Consider the following 22,983-nt stretch of genomic DNA (forward strand, 5'->3'; position numbering starts at 1 on the left):
GCCGCTAGAATAGCGACCCTCTGCTACGGTCTGAACCTATCCCTGCATCTACAAGGAGTGTCGCGTGCCCGTCCGCTTTGAACCCACGGTTCCCCAGAATCCAGGCGATATACGCCGTATTGGCCAGGTTAATGGCAGCGCCACCGGCCTTTTGCTGGCATCGCTACAGGGGCGCCACAAAGGGCCAATTCTGATGGTCTGCCGGGACAGCGAAAGCGCAGCCCGAACCGCAGCCGAAATCGGCTTCTATTGTGACAGTGCTACCCAGGTCAGCCTGTTCCCTGACTGGGAAACGCTGCCCTATGACAACTTCTCGCCGCACCAGGACATCATTTCGACCCGGCTCGAAGCCCTGTTCAAGCTGCCTGCAATGACCAGCGGCGTTCTGGTGATCCCGGCATCGACGCTGATGCAGCGCATCGCACCGCCCAGCTTTGTCACCGGCAACTCCCTCTGGCTCGAAAAAGGCCAGACTATCAACCCGGAACAGATGCGCCAGCAGCTCTCCAACGCCGGCTACTCGCTGGTAGACACCGTTTATGAGCATGGCGAATTCGCTATCCGCGGCGCGCTTATCGACCTGTTCCCCATGGGGAGCGATGTACCCTACCGCATCGACTTGTTCGATGACGAGATCGACACCCTGCGTACGTTCGACCCGGAAACCCAGCGCTCGGTAGACCAGATCGACAAGGTGCGCCTGCTGCCGGCGCGGGAATATCCTTTCCACAAGGATGCGATCACCCGCTTCAAACAGCGCTGGCGCGAAAGCTTCGATGTCGATTACACCCGCTGCCCGCTGTACCAGGATATTTCATCCGGCCTTACACCCGCGGGCATCGAATACTACCTGCCGCTGTTTTTCGATGATTGCGCCACCCTGTTCGACTACCTGCCCAACAACACTCTGCTGGTGCAGCAGGACGGACTCAACGACGCCGCGCAGCAGTTCTGGCGCGAAGTCGGCTCTCGCTATGAAGAGCGCGCCTGGGATGTGCAGCGCCCCGTCCTCAAACCTGAAAGCCTGTTTCTTGCGCCGGATACGCTGAACCTCGCGTTCAAAGCCTATCCAACCCTGCGACTTAACCCGGAAGCCGAAGAGAAGCGCCCTGGCCGCGATAACCTGCCCTGCCAGCAGCCGCCTTCGTTGACCGCTCCCCAAGGAGCTCAGGACCCGCTTTCGCTGTTTAAACAACTGCATCAGAACAGCGGCCAATCACTGCTGATCTGCGCCGAGTCCGCCGGCCGACGCGAGTCACTGATCACTCTGGCTCAGCGTTCGGGGCTAAAACTGCGTGAATATACGGACTGGCAGGCATTCGCCGCGGATCCCGCAGCACTTGGCATTACGGTTTACCCGCTGGAGCACGGTCTTAACCTGGAAGAGATACAGGTTGTTACCGAAACCCAGCTGTTCGGCCAGCAGGTGTTTCAGCGCCGCCGTCGCGAACGTGAACAGACCGACTCCGACCAGTCCGTGCGCCACCTGTCAGAACTGGAGATCGGTGCACCTGTGGTCCATATAGACCACGGCGTCGGCCGCTACCTCGGATTGCAAACGATCGAAACCGAGGGCGAGGTGAACGAATTCCTCACCCTGGAATACGCCAACAACGCCAAGCTTTATGTGCCGGTTTCGTCACTGCATCTGATCAGCCGCTATTCCGGCGCCTCCGATGAAGCGGCGCCGCTACACCGCCTGGGCACCGAACAATGGTCCAAGGCACGCCGCAAGGCCGCCGAGAAAGTGCGCGACAGCGCCGCCGAACTGCTGGATATTTATGCCCGCCGCGCTGCGCGCGAAGGCCACAGTTTCGAGTGCCCGGAAGAGGATTATCAGAAGTTCACCGCCGGATTCCCGTTTGAGGAAACCCCGGACCAGGCCAACGCCATCGAAGCCGTGGTGCGAGATATGCGCTCGTCACAGCCGATGGACCGCCTGGTGTGCGGCGACGTGGGCTTCGGTAAAACCGAGGTCGCCATGCGCGCTGCATTTATCGCAGTGCAGGCGGGACAACAGGTCGCGGTACTGGTACCCACCACCCTGCTGGCACAGCAGCATTTCGACAACTTCCGCGACCGCTTTGCCGATTGGCCGGTCAATGTGGAGCTGATTTCTCGTTTCCGCAGCGCCAAACAGCAGCAGACCATCGCCGGCCAGGTCAGTGAAGGCCAGGTCGATATCCTTATCGGCACCCACAAGCTGCTGCAGGGCGACCTGGAGTTCAAACAGCTGGGGCTCGTCATTATCGACGAGGAACACCGCTTTGGCGTACAGCAGAAAGAGCGTCTCAAATCCCTGCGCGCCGAGGTGGATATTCTTACGATGACCGCAACGCCGATTCCGCGAACGCTGAATATGGCCATGTCAGGCATGCGTGACCTGTCGATCATCGCCACACCGCCGGCACGACGCCTGTCGATTAAAACCTTCGTGCGCGAATCCGCCAAACCGATGCTCAAGGAGGCGATCCTGCGTGAGCTGCTGCGCGGCGGCCAGGTTTACTTCCTGCACAACGAAGTCAAATCGATCGAGAAGGTGGCCGCGGAGCTCAGCGAATTGGTGCCGGAAGCTCGTGTCGCCATAGGTCACGGCCAGATGCGTGAGCGCGAGCTGGAACAGGTGATGACCGATTTCTACCACAAGCGCTTTAACGTGCTGGTGTGCACCACCATCATCGAGACCGGCATCGACGTGCCCAATGCAAACACCATCATCATCGAGCGCGCCGACAAGTTCGGCCTGGCCCAGCTGCATCAGCTGCGCGGTCGCGTCGGCCGATCTCATCACCAGGCCTACGCTTACCTGCTGACGCCGCCGCCCAAGCTGATGACTCCGGATGCCACCAAACGCCTAGAGGCGATCAGCCAATCGAGCACACTCGGCGCGGGCTTTACCCTGGCGACCCACGACCTTGAAATTCGCGGCGCAGGCGAGCTGCTCGGCGAAGAGCAGAGCGGCCAGATCCAGAGCATCGGCTTCACGCTCTACATGGAGATGCTGGACCAGGCGATCCAGTCCATACGCGAAGGCAAAACACCGAATCTCGACCAGCCGATGAATCATGGCAGCGACATCAACCTGCGGGTTCCGGCTCTGATCCCGGATGACTACCTGCCAGACGTCCACAATCGTCTGATCATGTACAAACGCATCTCCAACGCCAACGATGAGCGCGGACTGGATGAACTGCAGGTGGAAATGATCGACCGTTTCGGCATACTGCCGCAGCCGACACGCAACCTGTTCCGCCTCACCGCGGTTAAACTGCGCGCCGACAAGCTGGGCATCACCAAACTGGAAGCCAACGACCGGGGCGGTCGGGTCGAGTTCACCGCTGATACACGGGTTGAGCCGCTGACACTGGTTACACTGGTACAGCAGCAGCCCAACCGGTATAAACTGGACGGCGCCAGCGCGCTGCGCTTCACTCTGCCAATGGCAAAACCTGAAGACCGTTTTCACTGCATCGAAGGCCTGCTGGGCCAGCTGACACCCAACGAGAGAGACTGATGACTAACCCGATTCGATCCATGCTCTGCGCCCTGCTGCTCTGTCTCGCAGCACCGACCTTTGCTGCCAACGGCAACTACACCATCGAAGTCGTGATCTTCGCGCAGAACGGTTATAACGCCGGCGCCCTGCCCTTTGATGCCAGTGCACCCAACGCACAGCCACCGGCAACCTCGGGCGCACGCTATATCAGCAGCTACAACGGCTCACCTTACTCTCAGCTGGAAGCGATGCCCTCAAGCAGCTTTGTACTCGGGGATGACGCGGCGCGCCTGAGGCGCGAGGGATACCAGATTCTCTGGCATGGCGGCTGGTTCCAGAACGTAAGCACCGGCCGCAACCCGGAGATCCGTATCAACAGCGCAGACGGTAATGTTGACGGAGTTATCCGTGTCGATCGCAGCCGCTACCTGCACTTCAAGCCCAACCTGCTGCTGACCCGCGGCGGCTCAGAGTATCAGCTGAAGCAGTCTCGACGCATGCGCTCACAGGAGCTGCATTACCTGGATCACCCGCTGTTCGGTATGTTGGTTTACGCTCGACCGATCTAAGGGTCACAAGGCACGGACGAGGGCCGTGCCAAAGATCCCAACCACGCCAAGCCTGGATCGATCCTTAGATTGATCTAAGCCTTGCCAGACAGCTCTCCGGATCAGTCAGCAGCTGCGCCGGAGAGCCCTGCTCAACCACCCTGCCAGAATCCATAACAACTACTCTGTCGAAGCGCTCCAGCGCGATAGGGTGATGGGTAATCAGCAGCACCGTACGCTCCTTGGCGTATTCCAGCAGCGCCGCCAGGGCGCGCGCCTCGGTCTCTGCATCCAGCCCTTCCGTAGGCTCGTCCAGCAACAGAATCGGCGCCGACCTCAACAGCGCCCGCGCCAGCGCCAGACGCTTGCGCTGACCGCCCGAAAGCCTGACACCCGACTCGCCAACCTGGTAATCGAGCCCCTGACCGGACAGCCCCGACATCAGATCCAGCTCATCCAGCAAACGCTCAAGCTGCGTATCATCCAGATCATCCGCCGCCAACTTCAGGTTATCCCGCACCGTGCCAGCAAACAACTGAACCGGCTGGGACATCACGCTCATCTGTGCCCTGAGCTGCGCCTCGGTATAGCTCTCTACAGGAAGCCCACCCAGGCGAATTTCGCCTGACTGCGGGTCCCAGAAGCGACTGAGCAACGCAATCAGGCTGCTTTTGCCACTGCCGGAATGACCCAGCACCACCACCTTTTCGCCAGCAGTCACTTCCAGGTCGACACCCTTGAGCGCAGCACGCTCTGGCGTATAGGCAAAGCTCACGTTAGTGAAACTGAACTGCCCAAGCCGCACAGGCTCAGCGCCCTTTCCATTAAAGCCCGAAGGCTCAGGCGAATTCACCACCTGGTCCAGCCGCAGCGCCGCCTCCCTGGTCTTGCCCAGATACTGGTACGCCAGCGGCAAGGGCATGACGGCTTCGAAAGCAGCCAGCACACAAAACAGCAGCATCGCCAGCTGCGCCGGCTGCAAAACACCGGTGCCGAGATACTCAGCGCCGTACAGCAGCGCCAGAATCATCGTCAGGCCTGCCACTATCACCATGCAGGCATTGATCGCCGCAGAGACCAGCCCCATGCGTCGCTGGGTATCCAGCAACTGGGATTCCGATTCCACCACCGAACCCCGGGCCAGATCCATGCCACCATAGATGCGAAGGTCCGCCATCCCCTGCAGCAACCTGACCAGGCGGGTGCGCAGTTCCGCCTGCGCGCCAATCTGGGCCCGTCCAGGACGCCTCCCCAGCAGGTAACCAACACCAGGAACCAGGATCCCCGCAAGCGCCAGCCCTGCCAGAGCTATAAACGCCACGGCCGGCGCGTAAAGCGCCAGAAAACCGGCTACCAGCAGCACAACGACCAACGCCACCAGCGTTGGCGACAACACCCGTAGATAGAGATTGTCCAGCGCGGCTATATCCGCAACCAGCCGGTTTAACAGCTGCGCTGAACCTATTCGACTCAACTGTTCGGGCCGTAGTGGCTCGATACGACGATAAACCCAGACACGAAGCTTGGCGATCAAGCGGAAGGTGGCCTCATGTGAGGCTATGCGCTCACCATAGCGACCCGCCGTACGCAAAATAGCGAACCCTCTCACCCCAGCCCCGGGGGTGAAGAAATTGAAACTGGAAGCCCCGGCCAGCGCCGTGGCGGTAATAAACCAACCGGACAAGGTCAGCAGCCCGATACTGGCCAGCAGTGTCGCCAACGCGAGCAGAGCGCCGAGCGACACCCAGCCAAGATGGTCACGCATCTGCCGGATATAGGGCCAGAGCAGCCTCATAGCTCACCTCCCGCTTCACCGGACAGGACTTCCAGCCGCCCGTGTCGCAGCCTGAACCGATGCTTCGCCGCAAGCAGCGTGGCATCCCTATGACTTAAGATCAGGACCGTGCGATCCCTGGCAAAGGCTTCCAAAGCCTGAAGTATCAGCAGCTCGCTTTCCCGATCCAGATTTGCCGTGGGCTCATCCAGCAGCAAAACCGGCGCATCCTTGAGCAACGCCCTCGCCAGCGCTATGCGCTGAATCTGACCACCGGAGAGCCCGGCCCCCGCCTCTTCCACACGGGTATCCAGGCCCTGCGGCAGTCGATCAAGAAACTCGGTGACATGAGCAGCATCGCAGACCCGACGCAGCCTTACGTCATCCGCATCCGGATCGGCCAGCAGCAGGTTTTCTCTCAATGTGCCGCTGAATAGCGTCGTGTGCTGACTGACCCAGGCAACCCGCGACAGCCAGGAGTCACGATCCAGCTGCACCAGCTCCTGGCCATTGATCAGAATCCGCCCCTGCGAGAGCGGGTAGAATCCAAGCAGAAGATTCATCAAGGAAGATTTACCAACCCCACTTGGACCGGCAATAGCCACTGGCTGTCCCGGCTCAATAGAGAGATCCAACCCGCTGAGCACCGCCTGCTCTGCTCCCGGGTAGGTCAGCGACACTTGCTCAAAACGGATATTGATCGGCGCATCAGGCGCCGCCAACGAGCCGGACTCAGCCTGATGCTCAGCCTCATCCAATAACTCCATCAACTTTTCGGAGGCCGCTACCGCCTCCTGTTTTGCATGGTACTGGGTACCCAGCTCACGCAGTGGAAGATAAAACTCGGGCGCCAGCAGCAGGATAAACAGCGCCTGGTAGAGCGTTATATCCCCTTCCCAGGCACCAAATCCGAGCTGACCGAGAAAGCTGAAACCGAGATAGACCGCCGTCAGCGCAATCGATACCGAGGCAAAAAACTCGAGCACCGCCGAGGAGAGAAAGGCAAGCCGCAGTACTTCCATGGTTTTAAGACGAAATTCCTCCGACACCCTGGCAATAGTGGCGGCTTCTGATTCGCTGCGCTGAAACAGCTTAAGCGTTGGCAAACCCTGAATAACATCAAGCAGATAGGAAGATAAGTTCGCCAGCACCTGAAAGTTACGCCGGTTGGCGTCGGCGGCTTTCATACCCACCAGCGCCATGAACAGCGGCACCAGTGGCGCGGTGAGGATGAAGATCAGTGCGACCGCCCAGTTCTGCGGCAAGACAAAGAGAAGGATAATCAACGGCAGGCCGACAGCCTGAGCCATCTGCGGGAGATAGCGGGCGATAAAGCCATCCAGCGCCTCGACCTGCTCCAGCAACAGGGTACTCAGCTCTCCGCTCTGACGCCGATGAGTAAAGCCTGGCCCCAGCCGGTCCAGCTTCACAAGCAGCTCCTGACGCAACGCCTGGCGCACACTGAGCGAAGCACGAACACCCGCCCATTCACGTAAAAAACCGAACAGGGCACGCAAACAAACCGCCAGCACCAGCAGGGAAATTTCCGCGCTGTAATCGGCCAGCCCGCCCCTTCCCTCAACCAGCCCGGAGACCACATAGGCGAGACGATCCGCCTGTAGCACCAGCGCCAATCCCAACAAAAGCCCGGCAACAATCGCCAGCAGGGTCCAGCGCCGCCCCGGCCCAGCCGTTTTTCGTAACCAGGCTGAGGGCTTGACGGCTTGGGTTTCGGGTTGGCTCATCGCACAGGACTCCAGCGGCAACGGCGAATGATTAAGTATTAGCTCACGCGGACTTCTCGTTAAGCGCTGGCGGCGGCTCCTCTCCCGGCTGCTCGTGAAGATGCACGGTAGTGGTCGGGAAGGCGATTTCGGCGCCGTGACGGTCGACGATCTCGATAATTTTCAGCAGCACGTCCTCACGCACCGCCAGGTAATGTCCCCAGTTAGTGGTATGCGTGAAGGTGTAAACCATAATATCGAGCGAGGATGGCCCAAAGCGGTTCAGCTGCACAAACAGGGTGTTGTTCTCGTCGATCTCTTCATGCCCTACCAGCATCTCACGGATATCATCGACGATCTGCTTCACCACTGCCGCATCGTCATAACGCACGCCGACATACTCGAAGATACGCCGATGCGTCATTCGCGACGGGTTTTCCACCGAGATATTGTTAAAGGTTGCGTTTGGTACATAGAGCGGGCGCAGATCAAAGGTACGAATGACGGTGAGACGCCAGCCGACGTGCTCCACCACCCCTTCGATATTCTTGTCTGGCGAACGTACCCAGTCACCGACCTTGAACGGGCGATCCAGGTAAATCATCAGACCACCGAAGAAGTTGGCGAGCAGATCCTTGGCAGCAAAACCCACCGCCAGGCCGCCGATACCACCGAACGCCAGCAGACCGGAAACGCTGTAACCCAGGTTCTGCAGCAGCACCAGACCCACGACAACCACCACGATCATGCGGATCAGCTTCGAAAACGCATCCGCGGTGGTGCGGTCGATATTGGTATTACGTCTCAGGACGACTTCTTCGGCGTGGCTGATAAAGCGGATCAACGTCCAGCCAAAGAGCAGAATAAAGGCAAGCTCCCGCGCTCTGTTGGGCAACTCTTTGCCGACATAATCGGAATGCGGCGCCGCCACGCTAAGCGCCAGGGAGCAGCCGACCACCAGAATCAGGATCTTTACCGGCACCCGGCTGGAATCGATCAGCAGATCATCCCAGACTGGCTTGGTGTGGGAAAGCGAATGCACCAGCCGCTTCATGATCCGGTTAACCACCAGCATAACCAGCAGCGTCAGCGCGAGAATCAGCAGCACACTCAACTGCCAGCGATAGTCCTCAAGCCCGGGCACAAACTTCAACACCGGATCGAGCCAGCTGGCCAGTTTCTCTTCAGGCATTACACATTCCTTAACAACTTTCTTTTTACAGCGGTTCTTAATGGCGACCCTTCACCCGGTCGCTAACATCGTCTTAGCAGCGCTCGCTCAGGCTGATCAGCTCCTGCGCGATCTGCTTCGCCCTGTCGCGACGTGCGCTATCCCCAATATCGGCAGGCTTAGCCTTCATACGCGCCAGGCGTGCGGACGGAACGACAGGATTCTTGCGCAGGTATTCCAGCACCTCAAGCGCCCCCTCCGGGCGGTTACAGACAAGCACCATATCGCAGCCGGCATGCAGCGCCTTTGCGGCTCGTTGTGGGTATCCGCCCGCTACACTGGCGCCTTCCATGGTAAGGTCGTCGCTGAAGATCACACCCTCAAAGCCGAGCCGCTGGCGCAGTTGCTGCTGCAACCAATAGGTTGAGAACCCGGCAGGTTCTTCATTGATGGCTGAGTAGATGACATGGGCCGGCATAATCGCGTCCAGTCCCTGATCGATCAATGCGGCAAATGGACGCATATCTTCGGCCAAAATATCGTCGAGCGTGCGCTCATCCACCGGAATCTCAAGGTGAGAGTCGGCGACAACCCAGCCGTGACCGGGAAAGTGTTTGCCAGTAGCCGACATTCCCGCCTCATGCATACCTGCCATGAACGCCGTAGCCAGATCGGCAATACCCTCCACAGTCGCCGCAAAGGCGCGATCGCCGATAACTCCGCTTCGTGACCAGTCCCGATCCAGCACCGGTGCAAAGCTAAAATCGATATCGAAATCGCGAAGCTCTGCCGCCATCAGCCAGCCGAGCTCGTGCGCTTCCGCCACAGCGCGCTGCGCATCGAGCTCCCAGCGTTTGCCGAGTGCTGCCATCGGCGGCAGCCGGGTGACGCCCTTGCGCAGACGCTGTACGCGACCGCCCTCCTGATCGATGGAGACCAGAATGTCCGGACGTGCTTCACGCACCTGTGCCATCAACGCCCGCAGCTGCTCAGGAGACTCATAGTTACGTGCAAACAGGATCAGACCACCGACTTCCGGCTGACGCAGCAGCTCTGCCTCATCGACCTCCAGTGACAGACCGCGAAGGTCGAGCATCAGTGGGCCAATCTGTGGTGTCGAATTCACAAGCGTCATGCTTTCCTCATTCATAGATATCGACCGGCGTACCGGCGCTGACACGGGAGAATAGATCCAGGAGATCTTCATTGCGCATGCGGATACAACCATGGGAAAGCGGCACTCCCATAGGCTCGGTATCCGGCGTGCCATGGATATAGATATAGCGGCGCTGGGAGTCGCAGCTGCCGAGGCGATTTTTGCCTGGTTCGCGGCCGCAGAGCCAGAGAATACGGGTCAGTATCCAGTCGCGCCGGGGGTGACTGGCGGCAAGTTCCGGGGAGTAGATTTCACCGGTAGGCCGGCGACCGACAAAGACTGCGTTGATCGGCTGATCGCCGCCGATGCAGGCGCGGATATAATGGGCGCCCCTGGGTGTGCAGCCGCTACCGTTGGCCTCTCCGGCCCCATTCAGCGCGGTTGAGACCGACCAACTGCCCAGCTCGGTGCCACCATCGGTCAAACGCAGCTGCTGTTCGGCCAGTGACACCTCAATGCGATACATACTTCCCCCAGATTGCGAAACTCAGGCAAAAACTTAATCAAGAAGCTTACATTGAGAAAATGACATCAAGAAACTTATACCAAGAACCGGCATCAAGAAGCTGAACCGGGCAGTCAGACCCGGCAGAGCCAGTTTTTCTCGGAGCGCGCATGAAAGCCTGCGGTGAGCACAGGCACCATTCGATGCAGGGTTCTTTCGATATCAACACGCCCGTCAGAGTTCCGCGCATTGATCAGATTAAGAGTGCCATAGTTCGACAGGGTAAAAATCAGCGCACCGAGCAGAAAATGCAGGCGCCAGAAGAACTCATCGGATTCCATCGGTGCAGCATCCCTGCGCACCAGGGTGATCATCGGGTCAATACGACCGCCATAGTGCCGCATGAGGAAGTTGCGCAGCTCTTCCTGGTCCGGTGCGTAGGCGAGATCCAGCAGATGCATGAACAGAGACAGCGAGTGTTCGCGATCCTCCCGCGCCTCCAGCAACGCCACCATCAGAACCTCGATCAGTTCCTCCACACCGATATAGTCGGTGCCGGCGGCACGGCGCTCGGCGAGCAGATGCTCGAGACGGGCGCACAGCGGGTCGAGAAAACGGGTCGCCACCGCTTCAATCAAACCGTGCTTGGAGCCGTAGTGGTAATTCACCGCCGCCAGATTCACATCCGCCGCAGCGGTGATCTGGCGCATGGTGGTCTCCGCAAATCCCCGCTCCGCGAACAACTGCTCCGCGGCGAGGATAATACGTGTTGCGGTATTAGCGTCCTTTAACTGCCCTTTCACATCCACTCTCTCACTTGTTCCATTTGTTCGAGCTCCATCCCCTTATCGCGACCAGAAGCGGCTGGCATAAAGTTTCTGCACAAGACGATCCGCCAGGCGGTCGGCGGTTTGCACAGAAAAGTTACTCAGACGCTCCTGCAATCCCTTCTTTAGCTCGTAGCTGACACGATAGACATCGGCGTTTTCACAGGCGTCAAACAGATAATCGTCACTGGTGCTGATACCATCAACCAGGCCCAGCGCCAGCGCACGCTTGCCGAACCAGACTTCACCGGTGGCGATCTTCTCAAGGTCCAGATCGGGACGATATTCAGCCACGAACTCCTTGAAGAGGCCGTGAGTGTCTTCAAGCTCCTCGATAAATTTTTTGCGCCCGTGCTCGGTATTTTCGCCAAACAGAGTAACCGTGCGCTTGTACTCGCCAGCGGTGAATACTTCGTAATCCACGTCATGCTTCTGAAGCAGGCGATGGAAGTTCGGCATTTGAGCGACGACGCCGATCGACCCAACCAGCGCAAAGGGCGCGGTCAGCAGTTTATCGGCGATACAGGCCATCATATAGCCACCGCTGGCGGCTACCTTGTCGACACAGATCGTCAATGGAATTTCACGGCGACGGATACGCTCAAGCTGTGACGCTGCCAGGCCGTAACCATGTACCAGGCCGCCGCCACTCTCCAGACGGAGCACGATCTCGTCTTCCTTGCGCGCCATCATCAACACGGCGTTAATCTCTTCGCGCAACCAGTCGACCTGGGACGCATGCAGATCGCCGTCAAAATCGAGCACATAGATGCGCTTACGTTCCGGCTCAGGCTCGATACCTTTCTTCGCCGCTTTTTTACGCTCTTTCGCGTCCTGCTTGTCACGTTTTTTCTGCTCTTTATGCAGCTGTTTTAAACGCGACTCGTCCAGAATTTCGTCTTCAATCTCCTGCTGCATCTCTTCGAAGTGGCTATTGATATGCTTAACTTCAATATGACCGTCGCGCGCCTCACGGCGTCGAGAAACAGCCGCACCTACCCCGGCAACTACCAGCAGAATGCCGATAATCAGGGTTAGAGTCTTGGCGAGAAAGAGTCCGTATTCGGCGAGAAATTCCGTCACATGCATCTCCTGTTGCGATCCCGGGACGTTAGCGCTGCGGGGCCGCGTACTGTAACATATCGCCGGATTAAAACACGCTTTTTGCAGGAAGCCACTACCCATGAGCGCGCCCATTACCGTCGATCAGATCATCCGCAAACTCCCCTCCCGGTTCAATGCCGAGCAGGCTGGCTCGCTCGAAGCGGTGTTTCAGTTTCAACTCACCGACGCTCAGCCGTTTTTCATTACTATTGCGGATGGCACCTGCGATGGACAGGCAGGGGAACACGAGGATCCAAACATCACCCTGCACCTGGATGAAGCGACTCTGATCAGGGTGGTTACCGGTGAACAGGACGGTATGAGCGCCTTTATGAAGGGACAGCTGCGTGCCGAAGGCAACGTGATGCTGGCCACGCGCCTCGGCAAGCTGTTTAGCGGTGCTTAATCCTGACGCTGCAGAAAACCTTCGATCAGCTGGCGTGAGATCGTGAACTCCGGTGGCAGTTGCGGCAGATTATCCACGCTGAACCAGCCGGCCAGATCGATCTCCTCGCCATCCGGCGTAATCTCACCACCGGCATAGTCGGCATAGAACCCCAACATCAGTGAATGCGGGAACGGCCAGGCCTGGCTGTGCGCATAACGGATGTTGCTGACCTCGACCCCCACCTCTTCCATGATTTCACGGGCAACGGCAGCCTCCGCCGTCTCACCCGCCTCGATAAAGCCGGCCAGAGTGCTGTAACGTCCGTCCGGGAAGCGCGTGTTATGCGCCAGCAGACACTGATCACCTCGGGTGACCAACACGATGATGCAGGGCGAGATACGCGGGTACACCACCAACTCACAGCTGGGACAACGTTTCGCCAATTCGCCACGGACACTCGCGGATACGGTACCGCAGCGACCGCAAAAGCGATGCTGATCGTGCCAGACAGCGATCTGGGTTGCCCGGGCCAGGCGTGAGAAGTGGGATTCTTCAGCCATCGACAGCTCGGCACGCAGATCCAGCGGCACGAAGCCTTCAGGCGGCGCTTTACTCAGCACCAGTTCCAATTCAGACGCTACCGGGTAGCGCTCCTCTATCTGCTCTGTCGCCACCGCAGGCTCCGGCGTAAACAGCGGACCGCCGTCATAAACATACAAGCGCCCCTGGTGACCAAGCACATATTCCACTTCTTACTCCTTAAATCTATACCTCTTCCGAGCCAGCACTGTAGCACAGCTTCCGCCCACTCCCGCCAGCTGGTAGCATTACCGCGCCTTGCTGACAGCGCAACGGCCGCATACCAGCCAGAAGAACATGCCAGAACCCAACACCATCGGCCATGCTCTGCCTGCCGCGCTGCCAGGACCCGCCAAATATACGAATAAATCAGGGTCAAACTCTCAAGGAGTAAAAACCCAAGGCGTACGAATGGAACTTTCATAGGAACCTTTTCTCCGATGAGCCAATCGCTGACTCAGGCGCTGACGCGCAACTTCCTCGGCAATTCACCAGTCTGGTACAAACAGGCCGTGGTCGGATTCCTGATCCTGAACCCTATTATCCTTTTTCTGGCAGGTCCGGCCGTTACCGGATGGCTGCTTATTTTCGAATTCATTTTCACCCTGGCCCTGGCACTGAAGTGCTACCCCCTGCAACCCGGGGGCCTGCTGGCTATCGAAGCAGTGGTCATTGGCCTGGCCTCGCCGGAAGCGGTCTACCACGAGGTAGCGGGCAACCTGGAAGTGATCCTGCTACTGATGTTCATGGTGGCAGGTATCTACTTCATGAAGAGCATGCTGCTCTGGGTGTTCACACGGATCCTCCTGAAGGTTCACTCCAAATCGACGCTCGCACTTCTGTTTTCCATTTCTGCAGCCTTTCTCTCCGCATTCCTCGATGCTCTGACCGTCACTGCCGTGCTGATCAGCGTAGGTGTGGGTTTTTACGCGGTTTATCACCAGGTAGCTTCCGGAAAACAGATGGGTCAGGGAGGACACGATCACTCCAATGACCAGCACATTCTCGAAGAGAAGCGCCAGGACCTCGAATCCTTCCGCTCGTTCCTGCGCAGTCTGCTGATGCATGGCGCGGTCGGCACAGCCCTGGGCGGTGTCTGCACACTGGTGGGCGAGCCCCAGAACCTGCTGATTGCACAGAAGGCCGGATGGGACTTCGTTGAATTCTTCCGACTGATGGCGCCGATCACTATGCCGGTGCTGGCCGCAGGCCTGGTGACCTGCCTCCTGCTGGAGAAGACCGGCACCTTCGGCTACGGCGGCAAGCTGCCCGCGTCGGTGCGCGCGATCCTCACCGAGTACGCGCTGGAGCAGGATAAGAAACGCACCGAACGCGACCTGGTAATCCTTATCGTGCAGATGCTGGTAGCGGTCTTCCTGGTGCTGGCGCTGGCGTTTCACCTGGCAGAGGTTGGCCTGATCGGCCTGACCGTGATCATTCTGCTGACCGCGTTCAACGGCATCACCGAAGAGCACCAGATCGGCAAGGCGTTTGAAGAGGCGCTGCCCTTTACTGCGTTGCTGGTGGTGTTTTTCACCATTGTTTCAGTCATCCACGAGCAGCACCTGTTCCAGCCGATCATCCATGCCGTACTGGCCATGGAGGAGTCGCGCCAGCCCGGTGTGTTCTTTATCGCCAACGGCCTGCTGTCAGCAATCAGCGATAACGTTTTCGTAGCCACCGTGTATATCAACGAGGTGCTGGACGCTTTCAACAAGGGCGAGATCAGCCGCGAGCACTTTGAAAGCCTTGCGATCGCTATCAACACCGGCACCAACATCCCCAGCGTAGCGACACCGAACGGTCAGGCAGCCTTTCTGTTCCTGCTGACCTCGGCGCTGGCTCCGTTAATCCGCCTGTCCTACGGCCGCATGGTCTGGATGGCCCTGCCCTACACTATCGTGATGAGCGTTGTCGCCATGACCATGGTGCTGATCGAGCTACACTGATCCCGGCGTTAATTAATGGGCGGCCATTAATAGGCGAATCTCATCAGCTCTGATGAGATTCGCCCAGCCGACAATCAGGCACAAAAAAAGCGGGCGCTGAATGCCCGCTTTTTTTATGTCACTCAGCCAGACTTACCCGGCCTGCTCATTAGAGAGCTGGTTACGCCAGAGACACTGTCCGCCCGCCTTTTTGTCGAGCAGATCGAGGAAAACCTCATGGGCTGCCAGATCTTCCCCAGCGGCCTGGGGTACCGGCAGGTCCAGCGCATCAGCCACGCGCCGCAGCTTTTCCGCGCCCCCCTCATCATCGCTATCACCCTGCCCCAGCTGCAACATGGTCTGACCGCCTGTCAGCGCCAGGTAAACTTCGGCAAGGATCTCAGAGTCAAGCAATGCCCCGTGAAGCTCACGGTGGGAGTTGTCGATCTCGTAGCGACGGCAAAGCGCATCCAGGTTCACCTTGGAGCCCGGGTGCTTACGACGGGCCAGCTTAACCGAGTCGGTTACCTTGCAGATATCGGCGATGCGTTCTGAGAAACCGTTGCGCTCCAGCTCCTTATCAAGGAAGCCCACGTCGAACGCCGCGTTATGGATGATCAGCTCGGCACCGCGAACAAACTCCAGGAACTCGGCAGCCACATCCGCAAAGGAGGGCTTGTCCGCCAGGAATTCATTGGTGATACCGTGAACGTCCATCGCTTCGGCATCCACTTCCCGATTGGGGCGGATGTACTGGTGATAGTGGTTGCCGGTCAGCTTGCGCCGCTCCATCTCGACACATCCGATCTCGATGATGTTATGGCCTTCATCGACCTCAAGACCGGTGGTCTCGGTATCCAGTACGATCTGACGACTACTCATGCTTTACCAAACTCCTCGACACCTTTGTTTGCCAGCTGATCGGCACGCTCGTTTTCGGGATGGCCGCTGTGCCCCTTGACCCAATGCCACTCGATCTCATGCCCGGCCACCAGCTTGTCCAGCTCCTGCCAGAGCTCCGCGTTTTTGACCGGCTGACGCGAGGCTGTTTTCCAGCCCTTGCGCTTCCACCCGGCGATCCACTCGGTGATCCCTTTACGCAGATACTGAGAGTCGGTGGTTAGCTTGACGTGGCAGCGCTGATTCAACGCTTTCAGTGCTTCGATGGCGGCCATCATCTCCATCCGGTTATTGGTGGTATTCGGCGCGCCCCCGTAAAGCTCTTTCTCATGGCCGCCGCTGCGCATCACTGCTCCCCAGCCACCCGGCCCCGGATTGCCCTTGCAGGCACCGTCGGTAAAGATCTCTACCTGTTTCAACTCTCGTGTATCCTTGCGATTCGAAAAAATAATGCAACCTGGGTTGCGATACAGATGTTACTCGTCGGCGTTATCACGCCTGGAATGGCCCCGCGCCGAAGGTTTGGCCTCGATAACCGGCAGACTGATCAGTTTGCGCCGCCAGGGCCTGCGCAGCGGTGTTATACCCGGCACATCCTTACGCGCCACCACCACCATCGCCGCACCGGAGCGGGCCGGCGCACGTTGCATCAGCCCCCTGAGCCAGCGACAGCGATTGCGCCTGTGACTACTCTCAAACGGCGGCGCATACAGTGCAGATACCGCTTTGACTTCGGTAAGTTCCAACAGGCTGAGCCAATCCTGTAGTCGGCCATGACGGATAAAATGAGCCAGCCAGGGCACCTGACGCCTGCGCTTGAGAAACCGAAAGGCTCCCCAGAGGCTGGCGGGGTTAAACCCGACTATGACCAGATGGCCACCGGGTCTTAATACCCGGGAAGCCTCACGTAAGGTCTGGTGTGGGTTTTCGGCAAAATCCAGAGCATGATGCAGCAACACCACATCCATCGACTCACCATCGACCGGAAGCTCATCACTGCGCGCCACAATTGCCCGCTTATCCATACCCAGCTCAAGCGTCGGGCCCAGCAGAACCCTGTGCGGTACCGGGCTCGCCGCGAACATCGGCAGACGGTTGTCCACCCCCACCTGCAACAGATGGTAGCCAAACAGCGTGGGCAGCACCTGCTCCAGCAGTTTGCGTTCGGCCTCGATCAGCTCCTGCCCCAAAGGAGAATCAAACCACTCCTTGAGGGCGGGTATCAGTTCATCGACCTGCGGTGGCTGTTCAAATGTCATAGACTCTTGATTTTTTATGCAACACAAGCCGTGGTATCCCGGGATTAAAACGCTTTGCCCCGGGCGCTATTGATTCTTGCCCGGTATTATAAAGTACCCTGTAGCCAGACTGCACCCGGCTGGTGCAGTGCACTAACCTATAAGCACTCCAATACGAGCACAATAAAGGAAGAGGCCTGTCTATGTTCAGCGTAACGCCGATAGCGGCATTTCAGGACAACTACATCTGGGCCCTGGCGGGTTCAGTGCCGGGAGAAATCGCCGTTGTCGACCCCGGCGATGCAGCCCCTGTATTCGCCTACCTGAAAGCGCACAACCTCAAGCTTGCAGCGATCCTGATCACGCATCACCATCCCGACCATACCGGTGGTGTCACAGACCTTCAGGCCGCTGGCGAAGTTCCCGTATACGGCCCGGCCAACTCACCCTTCAAGGGTATCACCCAGCCCCTGAACGATAACAGCGAGATCTCGTTACTCGGTGAAACTCTCCGCATTGCTGCGGTTCCGGCACACACCCTGGATCACATCAGCTACTTCCAGCCTGACGACAAACCGCAGTTATTCTGTGGCGACAGTCTGTTCCTGGCTGGCTGCGGCCGTCTGTTCGAAGGTGACGCCGAACAGCTGCTGGCGGCGATGAACTACTTCAAGAGCCTGCCCGGCGAAACCCAGGTCTACTGCACCCATGAGTACTCACTGGCCAACCTGAGGTTTGCAGCTGCGGTAGAGCCGCAAAGCAGCGCTATTCAGTCAGTCACCGAAGAGAGCAAAAAGCTGCGCGAAGAGGGCAAACCCACCCTGCCCTCCAACCTTGCCCAGGAGCTGCAGATCAACCCCTTCATGCGTACCTCTGAGCGACAGGTTGCAGCAGCAGCGGCACAACACGCCGGCGCAACGTTGAATTCTGAAACCGAAATTATCGCCAGTCTGCGCAAGTGGAAAGATAACTTCTAAGCGCTGCGTTCAGCCCCGCCTCAACCGAGGCGGGCAATCCTGCATAGACCCCAAATTCAAACAAAACCTAAACCTGCTCCCGGTCATTTGACGCTATTGTGACACGCCCATAAAATGGCCCGCTATTTATTCGCTTTCAGGGAGTTGGTGCGTGAGGCCCAAACTAATTCACACCGTTTTAGCCGTTTCAATCGGCCTTGTATTAGCCGGATGTCAAACGGCGAGTGTCAAGCCTCCGCAGGACATCCAGCAACAGACGAGCAATACACAAACCCGCGCTCAAGACCTTGCAAAATGGCGATCGGAGCATGGCGTGAAACCGGTCAAAGCCGAACAGGAGGCTGCAAAAGACCTCTGGAGCCTGACCCGGCGCCACCTGGAACTTGAACCCCTGATCGATCAACCCCGCGTTGATGCCGTCCTCGCCGAATACCGCAAAAACGACAGTTTTGTCCGCCACGCTTCCGACCGCGCCAAACTCTACTACTACTTCGTGCTTGGTGAAGTTTTAAAACGCGACATGCCGGCGGAGATCGCCCTCCTTCCTTTCGTCGAAAGCGGCTATGATCCACTGGCAATTTCTCCGAGCAAAGCGGCTGGCGCCTGGCAGTTTATTCCCAGCACCGCCCAGCTGTTCAAACTGAAGCGCAACTGGTGGTATGACGGCCGCCAGGATATCGTCGCCTCAACCAACGCGGCACTCGATTACCTTCAGTACCTCAATGATCGCTTCGAAGGCGACTGGCTCCTTTCCCTGGCCGCATACAACTGCGGTGAAGGCTGTGTTTCCCGCTCGGTCAAGCGCAACCTGCGTGCCGGCAAGGCTGGCGATTACTGGTCACTGAAGCTCCCACGGGAGACGCAGCGTTATGTTCCCAAGCTGATCGCCATGGCCCGCCTGGTCGATAAAGCCGATGAGTACGGCATCACCCTGCCGGATATGCCCAATACACCCTATTTTGAAATGGTAAACATCGACAGCCAGGTCGAGTTGATCAAGGCGGCCAAGATGGCCGGCATCGACCTGGAGCTGATGAAGAAACTGAACCCGGGTTTCAGGCAGTGGGCCACCGATCCAAACGGCCCCCACCGCCTGCTTCTGCCGATCGGCAAAGGACCACAGTTTGAGGCAGCGCTGAGCAAGGTCCCTGCAGCTCAGCGCGTGACCTGGACCCGCTATCAGATTCGCAGTGGCGATACGCTGTCACAGATTGCGCGCCGCTTCGATACCACCATTGATGTTATCCGCAGCGGCAACAAGCTCTCTTCGAACCAGATCCGTGCCGGTAAGACGCTGCTGATCCCGACCCGCTCCAATGTGGTAACCCTGGCCAGCACCGGCGCCAAGGAACAGATCCACCGGGTACAGAGCGGCGAAAGCATCTGGAAGATCGCCCAACACTATGGCGTCAGCCCGGATCAGCTGGCAGACTGGAACCAGATCAGCGACTCCCGGAGCCTTCGCCCGGGGCAGAACCTGATACTTTATCCAGACAGCAATAATCCGGGTTGAACCTTTGGATAGCCTCAGCATCTTCATTATCGTCATCTCTGTAGTGCTGGCAGTCGTCTTCAAGTGGTATCTGTTTCGCCGCATCCAGGGCTGGATAGACCGCGATCTGATTCGCGGTCTGTCATCAAGCGATCCTGTCCTTGAACAGCGGTTAATCGAAGCCGACCGCCGCTTTCGCGCAGAAGGAATAAAGCGCGCCGAGCGACACCAAAAACTGGAACAACTTGCCTCCGACGGCGAACCCGGGCTATAACCTGCTGTCTCACCTTGAGCGTCCAAGCGGCTGATTTAGCAGGGAGAAGACCGTGCCCATTGGAAAATTCAGAGCTCTGACAGCACCGTTCGTGCTGGCATCACTTTTATCCACCAACTGTCTATTCACCACCCAGGCAGCGGCTGCCGATGAGCAGGTTGAACCGCGCCTGGGCATCGCCATGCATGGCGATCTCAAGTACGGCCCCGACTTCAAACACTTCGACTACGTCAACCCGGAAGCCCCCAAGGGCGGCAGCATGCGCCACTCGGCGCTGGGCACCTTCGACAGCTTCAATCCGTTTATCGTCAAGGGCACCCCCGCCGACGGGATCGGCATGATTTACGACACGCTGACCACCAAGTCAGATGATGAACCCTTCTCCGAGTATGGTTTGCTGGCAAAAGCGATCTACCTGCCGGAGGACCGCCGCTGGATCGAATTTGAACTCAATGAAAACGCCCGCTTCAGCGACGGAGAACCGGTAACGGCCGACGATGTCGAGTACACCTTCAAGCTGCTGCGAGAGCAGGGCAGCCCCTTCTACCGGGCTTATTACGCCGGCATCAGCGCCGTAAAGGTACTCTCCGACACCCGCGTGCGGTTTGAATTCGGCGAGACCGATAACCTGGAACTCCCCTTGATCGTCGGCCAGGTGCCGATACTGCCCAAGCATTACTGGGAAGGACGAGACTTCACCAAGCCGGGGCTGGATGTGCCAGTGGGGTCCGGGCCCTATGTCATAGACAGCTTCGATGCCGGGCGCTCAATCAGCTACCGACGCAATCCCGACTACTGGGGCGCAGAGTTGTCGGTTAACCGCGGCCGCAACAACTTCGACAGTATCAGCTACGACTACTACCGTGACGGCACAGTAGCGCTGGAAGCGTTCAAGGCCGGCGAATACGACTTCCGCCAGGAAAACGCCTCCAAGGCCTGGGCCACCGGATACACCGGTGCGCCCTTTGATGATGGCCGTATCATCAAGAAATCCCTGCCCAACCAGAATCCAGCCGGCATGCAGGCGTTCGTGATGAACACCCGCCGCCCGCAATTCGAAGACAGCCGGGTACGCGAGGCGCTGGCTTACGCCTTCGATTTTGAATGGACCAACGAGAACCTGTTCTACAGCGCCTACACCCGCAGTGACAGCTACTTCTCCAACTCCGAAATGGCGGCCAGTGAACTGCCCACCCCTGAAGAGCTGGAGATACTCGAGCCGATCCGTGACCAGGTGCCTCCTGAGGTGTTCACCAAGGTTTACCACGCACCCACCAGCAAGGGTGACGGCCGCATCCGCAGCCAACTGCGCACAGCGCTGCGCCTGCTGACAGACGCCGGCTGGACACTGAATGATGGCGTCCTGACCAATGCCAACGGTGAACCGTTCAAATTCGAAATCCTGCTGGTACAGAAGGAGTTTGAACGCGTGGTTGCTCCCTTCATCCGCAACCTGGAGCGCATGGGTATCAGCGTCGATATCCGCATTGTCGACGTCTCACAGTACATCAATCGCATCCGCCAATTTGATTTCGACATGATCGTCAGCGGCTTTGGTCAGTCCACTTCGCCCGGCAACGAACAACGGGAATACTGGCATTCCTCCATGGCAGATCAGCCAGGCAGCCGTAACACCATCGGTATCAAGAACCCTGCCGTGGATTACCTGGTTGAACAGATCATTCAGGCCCCTGACCGGGAGCAGCTGGTGCTGCGCGCCCGCGCACTGGACCGTGTATTGCAGTGGAACCACTATGTAATTCCGCAGTACCACATCGCCACTTACCGCATCGCCTACTGGGACAAATACGGCATGCCTGAGAAAAACCCGCCCTATGCCCTTGGCCTTGATACCTGGTGGGCCAAACCCTGATGGGCGCCTATGTACTTCGACGTTTACTGTTGATGATCCCGACGCTGTTCGGGATCCTCCTGCTTAACTTCCTGATCATTCAGCTTGCACCGGGCGGCCCCGTGGAGCAGACCCTTGCCCACCTACAGGGACTCGGCGTTGATGCCAGCAACCGTATCGGCGCCGGCGCTCAGTCGGACATGGCGGCGGGCTCTTCCGACGGCAAGGGCTATCGCGGCGCCCAGGGCCTCGACCCTGCGCTGATCGCGGAGATTGAGCAGATGTACGGTTTCGACAAGCCGCCCCACGAGCGCTTCCTGAAGATGCTTGGCGACTACCTAACCTTCGATTTCGGCCGCAGTTTTTACAGCGACAAAACCGTGGTGGAACTGATCATTGAGAAGATGCCGGTATCCATATCGCTGGGGCTCTGGACTACCCTGCTCACCTACCTGATCTCGGTACCCTTGGGGATACGCAAGGCGGTGAAAGATGGCACCCCGTTCGATGTCTGGAGCAGCAGCTTCGTGATTATCGGCTACGCCATTCCGAACTTTCTTTTCGCGATTCTGTTAATCGTACTTTTCGCCGGCGGCACCTACTTCGAATGGTTCCCGCTGCGCGGTTTAACATCACCCAACTTTGACGAGATGACCCTCTGGCAACAGATTGGCGACTACTTCTGGCATATCACCCTGCCGGTGCTGGCATCGGTCGTCTCCAGCTTCGCTACGCTGACCATGCTGACCAAAAACGCCTTTCTCGATGAGATTCACAAGCAGTATGTGCTGACCGCGAGAGCCAAGGGCCTTAACGAACGTGGCGTGCTCTACGGCCACGTATTCCGCAACGCCATGCTGCTGATCATCGCCGGCATGCCCGCCGCACTGATCGGTATCTTCTTTACCGGCTCGATGCTGATCGAGGTCATCTTCTCCCTCGACGGTCTTGGCCTGCTTGGCTACGAGGCGGTCATCAACCGAGATTACCCGGTGATTTTCGGCACGCTCTATATCTTCACCCTGGTAGGGTTGATCCTGAAGCTGGTGTCCGACCTTACCTACACCTTTGTCGATCCGCGTATCGACTTCGACAGCAGGGAGGTCTGAG

The 22,983-nt window shown here is 58.3% G+C and carries 20 protein-coding genes; 9 read left to right on the forward strand and 11 right to left on the reverse strand.

Translation table 11 applies throughout. From position 1 onward, the window contains the following. Positions 1–64: 64 nt before the first annotated feature. Positions 65–3,514: a transcription-repair coupling factor gene (gene mfd / locus C4S72_RS05445; protein ID WP_104002021.1), complete on the forward strand. Its 3,450-nt coding sequence runs from the start codon at positions 65–67 to the stop codon at positions 3,512–3,514. After that, complete coding sequence (locus C4S72_RS05450; protein ID WP_104002022.1) at positions 3,514–4,065, forward strand: CsiV family protein; 552 nt, start codon at positions 3,514–3,516, stop codon at positions 4,063–4,065. Before mfd ends, C4S72_RS05450 begins: the two co-directional genes overlap by 1 nt. 64 nt (positions 4,066–4,129) lie before the next feature. Here C4S72_RS05450 and cydC read toward each other — a convergent pair whose 3' ends face one another. The 7 genes from cydC to sohB form a co-directional block, all read right to left on the reverse strand. Next, complete coding sequence (gene cydC / locus C4S72_RS05455) at positions 4,130–5,839, reverse strand: heme ABC transporter ATP-binding protein/permease CydC (protein WP_104002023.1); 1,710 nt, start codon at positions 5,837–5,839, stop codon at positions 4,130–4,132. Next, positions 5,836–7,563 (reverse strand): thiol reductant ABC exporter subunit CydD, encoded by a 1,728-nt coding sequence (cydD, locus tag C4S72_RS05460; protein WP_104002024.1) that lies wholly within the window; start codon positions 7,561–7,563, stop codon positions 5,836–5,838. Before cydD ends, cydC begins: the two co-directional genes overlap by 4 nt. 43 nt (positions 7,564–7,606) lie before the next feature. After that, positions 7,607–8,734 carry a mechanosensitive ion channel family protein gene (locus C4S72_RS05465; protein WP_235009052.1) on the reverse strand — a complete coding sequence of 376 codons (1,128 nt, stop codon included), beginning with the start codon at positions 8,732–8,734 and terminating at the stop codon, positions 7,607–7,609. A 73-nt stretch (positions 8,735–8,807) separates the two neighbouring features. Then, positions 8,808–9,848, reverse strand: a complete 1,041-nt coding sequence (gene nagZ, locus C4S72_RS05470) for a beta-N-acetylhexosaminidase (protein WP_235009053.1) — start codon at positions 9,846–9,848, stop codon at positions 8,808–8,810. 7 nt (positions 9,849–9,855) lie between these two features. Beyond that, positions 9,856–10,335, reverse strand: a complete 480-nt coding sequence (locus tag C4S72_RS05475; RefSeq protein ID WP_104002025.1) for a L,D-transpeptidase — start codon at positions 10,333–10,335, stop codon at positions 9,856–9,858. Between the two features lie 113 nt (positions 10,336–10,448). Beyond that, the gene (locus C4S72_RS05480; protein ID WP_104003060.1) at positions 10,449–11,117 is read right to left on the reverse strand and encodes a TetR/AcrR family transcriptional regulator; all 669 of its coding nucleotides are present in this window, start codon (positions 11,115–11,117) and stop codon (positions 10,449–10,451) included. Positions 11,118–11,159: 42 nt separating this feature from the next. Then, positions 11,160–12,224: a protease SohB gene (gene sohB / locus C4S72_RS05485; RefSeq protein WP_104003061.1), complete on the reverse strand. Its 1,065-nt coding sequence runs from the start codon at positions 12,222–12,224 to the stop codon at positions 11,160–11,162. Between the two features lie 100 nt (positions 12,225–12,324). Here sohB and C4S72_RS05490 point away from each other — a divergent pair, with 100 nt between their 5' ends. Then, positions 12,325–12,651, forward strand: coding sequence for an SCP2 sterol-binding domain-containing protein (locus C4S72_RS05490; RefSeq protein ID WP_200826679.1), 327 nt, complete (start codon positions 12,325–12,327; stop codon positions 12,649–12,651). Here C4S72_RS05490 and nudC read toward each other — a convergent pair. Beyond that, positions 12,648–13,382 carry an NAD(+) diphosphatase gene (gene nudC, locus C4S72_RS05495; RefSeq protein WP_235009054.1) on the reverse strand — a complete coding sequence of 245 codons (735 nt, stop codon included), beginning with the start codon at positions 13,380–13,382 and terminating at the stop codon, positions 12,648–12,650. The two genes, C4S72_RS05490 and nudC, sit on opposite strands and share 4 nt — an antisense overlap. A gap of 270 nt (positions 13,383–13,652) precedes the next feature. Here nudC and nhaB point away from each other — a divergent pair, with 270 nt between their 5' ends. Beyond that, the gene (gene nhaB, locus C4S72_RS05500) at positions 13,653–15,161 is read left to right on the forward strand and encodes a sodium/proton antiporter NhaB (protein WP_104002026.1); all 1,509 of its coding nucleotides are present in this window, start codon (positions 13,653–13,655) and stop codon (positions 15,159–15,161) included. Between the two features lie 132 nt (positions 15,162–15,293). On the opposite strand, the gene dnaQ is transcribed toward nhaB, so the two are convergent. Genes dnaQ through C4S72_RS05515 form a run of 3 tightly spaced genes read right to left on the reverse strand, consistent with a single transcriptional unit; the run spans position 15,294 to position 17,299 of the window. Further along, the gene (gene dnaQ / locus C4S72_RS05505; protein ID WP_104002027.1) at positions 15,294–16,022 is read right to left on the reverse strand and encodes a DNA polymerase III subunit epsilon; all 729 of its coding nucleotides are present in this window, start codon (positions 16,020–16,022) and stop codon (positions 15,294–15,296) included. Next, entirely contained in the window at positions 16,019–16,459 is a 441-nt protein-coding gene (gene rnhA / locus C4S72_RS05510) for a ribonuclease HI (protein ID WP_104002028.1), read from the reverse strand. Before rnhA ends, dnaQ begins: the two co-directional genes overlap by 4 nt. A gap of 57 nt (positions 16,460–16,516) precedes the next feature. Further along, positions 16,517–17,299, reverse strand: a complete 783-nt coding sequence (locus C4S72_RS05515; RefSeq protein WP_104002029.1) for a class I SAM-dependent methyltransferase — start codon at positions 17,297–17,299, stop codon at positions 16,517–16,519. A 182-nt stretch (positions 17,300–17,481) separates the two neighbouring features. On the opposite strand from C4S72_RS05515, the gene gloB reads away from it, so the two are divergent. From gloB to C4S72_RS05540, 5 genes are all read left to right on the forward strand, one after another. Beyond that, complete coding sequence (gloB, locus tag C4S72_RS05520) at positions 17,482–18,255, forward strand: hydroxyacylglutathione hydrolase (protein WP_104002030.1); 774 nt, start codon at positions 17,482–17,484, stop codon at positions 18,253–18,255. A 313-nt stretch (positions 18,256–18,568) separates the two neighbouring features. Beyond that, on the forward strand, positions 18,569–19,768 hold the full coding sequence (locus tag C4S72_RS05525) for a LysM peptidoglycan-binding domain-containing protein (RefSeq protein ID WP_104002031.1): 1,200 nt from the start codon (positions 18,569–18,571) through the stop codon (positions 19,766–19,768). Between the two features lie 4 nt (positions 19,769–19,772). After that, complete coding sequence (locus tag C4S72_RS05530; RefSeq protein ID WP_104002032.1) at positions 19,773–20,021, forward strand: hypothetical protein; 249 nt, start codon at positions 19,773–19,775, stop codon at positions 20,019–20,021. 52 nt (positions 20,022–20,073) lie between these two features. Further along, a complete protein-coding gene (locus C4S72_RS05535; protein ID WP_235009055.1) occupies positions 20,074–21,894 on the forward strand; it encodes an extracellular solute-binding protein in 1,821 nt (606 codons plus the stop codon). Further along, positions 21,894–22,982 (forward strand): microcin C ABC transporter permease YejB, encoded by a 1,089-nt coding sequence (locus C4S72_RS05540; RefSeq protein ID WP_104002033.1) that lies wholly within the window; start codon positions 21,894–21,896, stop codon positions 22,980–22,982. Before C4S72_RS05535 ends, C4S72_RS05540 begins: the two co-directional genes overlap by 1 nt. Position 22,983: the final 1 nt, after the last annotated feature.

The organism is Marinobacterium lutimaris, assembly GCF_900108065.1.
In the GTDB taxonomy this organism is placed as follows: domain Bacteria; phylum Pseudomonadota; class Gammaproteobacteria; order Pseudomonadales; family Balneatricaceae; genus Marinobacterium_D; species Marinobacterium_D lutimaris.